Source organism: Bombilactobacillus bombi (assembly GCF_013607485.1).
In the GTDB taxonomy this organism is placed as follows: Bacteria; Bacillota; Bacilli; order Lactobacillales; family Lactobacillaceae; genus Bombilactobacillus; species Bombilactobacillus bombi_A.
Genome location: NZ_SCHP01000073.1, coordinates 1 through 4,381 on the forward strand (window position 1 = coordinate 1; position 4,381 = coordinate 4,381).

Genomic DNA, 4,381 nt, shown 5'->3' on the forward strand with positions numbered 1-4,381 from the left:
CTATAATTTATTTTACCTTTCTACCTAAATCTCAAATATTATTATTGTTTGGAGTCCTTTTATTGGCAACTGTATTTACTTTAGTTATTTCATTTATTTTATTTAATAAAAAATAAGAATTATGCTTATGTAAATTATTTAGCTTCTTTATTGAGCTAACTTTGTCGCCAATATCAGATTTCATTTTAACTTTTATTAATTTAGTAAATATCTTTAAAAGAGTTGGTGCTGACACACCAACTCTTTTAAAATTTATAAAACATTTAACTGCCCTTATAACTGGTCAAAGTTATGAGTAAGATAAGTTTTTTATTTGCCATCATGATGATTTATAATTTTTACTACTGCATAGTAGCGCCACTAAAACAAGGTAAAATTATGTCCCAATAATTATTAATCTAGATTATCTTAGATATTCATCCGGCTTTTCCATAATCAACCATAATAGTAAGTACAGCACGACCCCCGGAAAGATCACTGTCGGCGTTAATAAGACCCATAAAACGCGCAAAACATTGACATTCCAATCTAAATAATCTGCTAAACCACCTAAAACTCCCGCTAAAACATAGTTACTTCCTGAACGTTTGATAGGTATATGCATAATAATCCTCCTTTAATCCTTAAAAACCTCACTTTAATCTCCTCTATTTCCCAAATAATAAACCATATTATACCAATTTTCTCCAGCATGCTGTGATGATGACAATCCTTCATTAACATAGCCATTTAACTCATAAAAAGGCACTAAGCGCTGTAAACAAGTTAAAGTAATTCCTTGCCGGTTTTGCTGGCGGGCTATCTGTGCTAAACGGGATAATAATTGGGAACCTACACCATGTTGACGAAAAGCAGGTTTGACCGCCAAACTTAAAACAGTTTGATAAGCGTCAAATCTAGAATTCTGCGGTGCATGTTGATATAAATTGTCGGTCAAATAGCGCTGATTAAATGTCGGCCCGACTACATAACCTAAAATTTCTTCATCATTAATTGCTACAATAAAAGTATCACTAATATTTTTTATACGTTCTCGCATAGCCTTTGGCGTAGCAGCTTCTGCTGGTGTGAAGCCACTATTTTCAATTAGCATAATCTGCTCTAAATCATTAAGTTGAGATTTTCTAAAATCACATTCCATAAAATCACCTTACCAATAAGACTATTGTATAACAAAATCAAGCTAAAGCAAAAACACTATTACCATTAGAAATTAACATAGATTATAGGATAATTATCAAATATTATTTTTGTTCATTTAATGAATATTAAAAAAACTAGAGCTGATTGAGCTCTAGCTTTTAAGTAAAATTTCCGGTTACTTGGCAATAATTTGATTAATCTGCTGGGTAATCTTTTTATCAATGCTTAGTTGGGAAGCTTGGGCTGGTTCATATTCTTCCAAACCCTGACTATTTCTCTTTTCAACAGTAGTGTTACTTAATTTTTGGATAAAATCGTGATTAGCCATTTGATACTTGCCATTTTTAGCTTTGAGCCACAGACTTTGTTCATTCCAAGTTAAGCCATAAATGTGTTTAGCTGCGATGAGCTCTTTAGCGTGAGGAATATCTGCGGTATTCATTCTTACCGGATTAAGCACGACTTCGTTACCAATGGTCGGAACCGGCAAGCCTTCTTTTGTCATCAAAATCAGATTTTGAATATTATTAGTAGTCTTCCAATTAGTATCTTCTAAATGCTGGGCAAGGCGATTATTGCCTTTAAGACCCCCGACTTGATAAACATAAATGTATTTATGTGCTAACTGATCACTTTTGCTGGCTAATGAACGCTGAACATACACTTTCAAGATGGTAAATGGCGGCTCTTGGGCTTGATTAGGAACTGTCAGCCATTGTGTTACTACCCCTTGAACCAATCCAGATGAAAGCTGGATCATTTGTTGATAATTCTTTCTGCCTAAATAGTCCTCAGAAGCAGGACCGTGATTATAAGTTGTAGTTTTGAGATTTTTCAAAATCTTTTTTTGGCGGCTGCCAGTCTTTTGAGCCTTATCTACAATCACTTCATACTTACTTTTAGTAACTGGAGCGCTTGTTTGAACTTTCTTATTGGAAGCACATCCTGCAATTATTAAACAACTTACCGCTAAGACCGCGACTTGCAGCCATTTTTTAGATTGAAAGTTCATTATCTGCTCCTTAATATAACCTTATTTGCTTTTATTAATCAGATCATTCATTCCTTGATTCATTAATTGATCGTCATTTTCATCAGTAGCAGTAATTCTAGTACCATTGCCACCACCAATGGGTTGTTTAACCGTTTCTCGCAAATATTGATCTTTGGCATTCTTAATAAAGACACCCTTACCAGCATAAATAGGCATATAATAAGTTTCTGCGATACCATTCGTACCTGATTTTACTGTTGATAAGATGAGGGCATACTCTTGACCAATTTGAGGTAGCGGTATATATGAATATTTTACGGTAATAATCTTTGATGATTGAGCTTCCTTCTTTTGTGATTCTGATAAGTAATCCTTATTGGCTACATCTTTCAGTAATTTGCTCTGAGCAATATTGCCGCCCATAAATAGCACCTTGATGGTGGTATCTTTCTTATTTTGCCTACCTGATAAAACCTGCAAAACTTTGACAGTAGCCATAGTCATAGGCCGATTAGGCAAACTATCATTGGCTACATTTTTCAAATCCGTCACCGTTCCTAGAACTGTGAGTTGTCCCTTTTTAATTAATTCGTTAAAACTTTTCGGGTAATCTTCCAAAACTGTCTCTCCTAGTACTTCTCGGATACTTTTATGATAGAAGTGTTTTTTTATAGTTACGGCTTGATTATTCTTCTGATTACCCGGCTGTTGGACTTGGTTTGTTGCTAGATTGTGCTTCCGTACTACATAAAAACCGCCGCCAAGACCTGCAGTAATCACACAAATTAAAATGATAGTTATTAAGAACCTGCCATTTTTCATTGATACCTCCTGATATTTTTATTAATATCCCAACTCAATAGTAAATATTGATCAATTTGTTCAAATTTTAACATAATTTTGTGATGATAAAATGACTTTTTATCCAAAAATAAATCATAAAAAATTAGGAGTTGAGACCATCTTAGTCTTACTCCTAGTTTTTGATTAAATAACGCTTTCTGCTAAAAGTCGGTAACTGTGACTTGTTTACTAAATAAATTTTAAATTTCTTGGCCGGTTGGCCGAATCAAAATTTCACTTACTGTTACATGTTGTGGGGTACCAATCGCATAAACTACTGCTTGCGCAATATCTTCTGGATTCAAAGAATTATTAGGCTGTTGCCAAGATTCAAATAATTCTTGAGCTGCTTGCGGATTAGAAATGGACTTATACAACTCAGTATTAACTGCTCCCGGAGAAACTATAGTTGAACGAATGCCATTATCTTTTTGTTCTTGACGTAACCCTTCCATAATAGCCCGCACTGCAAATTTTGTTCCACAATATACCGCTGAACCTGGATATACTAGATGCCCTGCTACTGAATCAGTTGCCAAAATATGTCCTTGACCTTGTTTTTTCATCGTTGGTAAAACGGCTTCAATTCCATTTAAAACTCCCATAATGTTGGTTTGTAGCATATTTTGCCATTCATCATGATGAAATTCATCTAAATTTGCTGTTGGCATAATACCAGCATTATTATAAAGTACATCCACCCGACCATAGACGTCTAAGGCCAACCTAACTAAAGCTTTAACCTCTTCTAATTTGGACACATCTGTTACCTGATAACAAGCCGATTTTGCTGGTAATTGTTGTATTAAGGCCTTTAACTTATTTTCTCGACGGGCTCCTAAAACTACTTTGGCACCTTGTTCTGCCAACAAGCGCGCCGTCGCTGCCCCAATACCACTAGAAGCTCCGGTAATTATAACTACTTTATCTTTCACAGACATCTTAACTTCCTCCTTATAAGATTATTATCCTGTCCTTTAAGTGCAATAGTATCTTGAAAGGGTTGCTACCAATCTTTAGCAAAATTAGCGTAATTTTTAACCAATATGTGAAACTCATTAACTTAAACCACTGCTTCTTGGGAAAATACTGGTAATAAAACCAATTTAGCGTTTTATTTTTTACATCCCTTTACTAGTTTTATTATGTAAATCTAATCTCTTCTTGTCCAATACTAATAAAGGATAGATAGCTATAAAAAATTATTATAGTTGCGTCTAAAAAAGTCAGAACAATAATTTGCCCTGACTCTTTTATTAAAAATCCCTCGCTTTGAAGCGATTTTTATTTTGCTATTTATTTAAATTTAACGAACATATTGATCAGGCTTTTCCATAATTAACCATAATATTAAATAAATAATTATTCCGGGAAAAGCCGGGGCAATAGTAAATACTACCC

The 4,381-nt window shown here is 34.2% G+C and carries 5 protein-coding genes; all 5 read right to left on the reverse strand.

What is annotated here, in order from left to right:
* Nucleotides 1-403 precede the first annotated feature (403 nt).
* Nucleotides 404-604, reverse strand: coding sequence for a PspC domain-containing protein (locus tag EQ827_RS07910; RefSeq protein WP_181190451.1), 201 nt, complete (start codon nucleotides 602-604; stop codon nucleotides 404-406).
* Nucleotides 605-637: 33 nt separating this feature from the next.
* Nucleotides 638-1,141 (reverse strand): GNAT family N-acetyltransferase, encoded by a 504-nt coding sequence (locus tag EQ827_RS07915; RefSeq protein ID WP_181190452.1) that lies wholly within the window; start codon nucleotides 1,139-1,141, stop codon nucleotides 638-640.
* Nucleotides 1,142-1,318: 177 nt separating this feature from the next.
* Nucleotides 1,319-2,155: a hypothetical protein gene (locus tag EQ827_RS07920; RefSeq protein WP_181190453.1), complete on the reverse strand. Its 837-nt coding sequence runs from the start codon at nucleotides 2,153-2,155 to the stop codon at nucleotides 1,319-1,321.
* A 21-nt stretch (nucleotides 2,156-2,176) separates the two neighbouring features.
* Entirely contained in the window at nucleotides 2,177-2,959 is a 783-nt protein-coding gene (locus tag EQ827_RS07925; RefSeq protein ID WP_181190454.1) for a hypothetical protein, read from the reverse strand.
* 221 nt (nucleotides 2,960-3,180) lie between these two features.
* On the reverse strand, nucleotides 3,181-3,921 hold the full coding sequence (locus tag EQ827_RS07930; RefSeq protein WP_181190455.1) for an SDR family oxidoreductase: 741 nt from the start codon (nucleotides 3,919-3,921) through the stop codon (nucleotides 3,181-3,183).
* Nucleotides 3,922-4,381 lie beyond the last annotated feature (460 nt).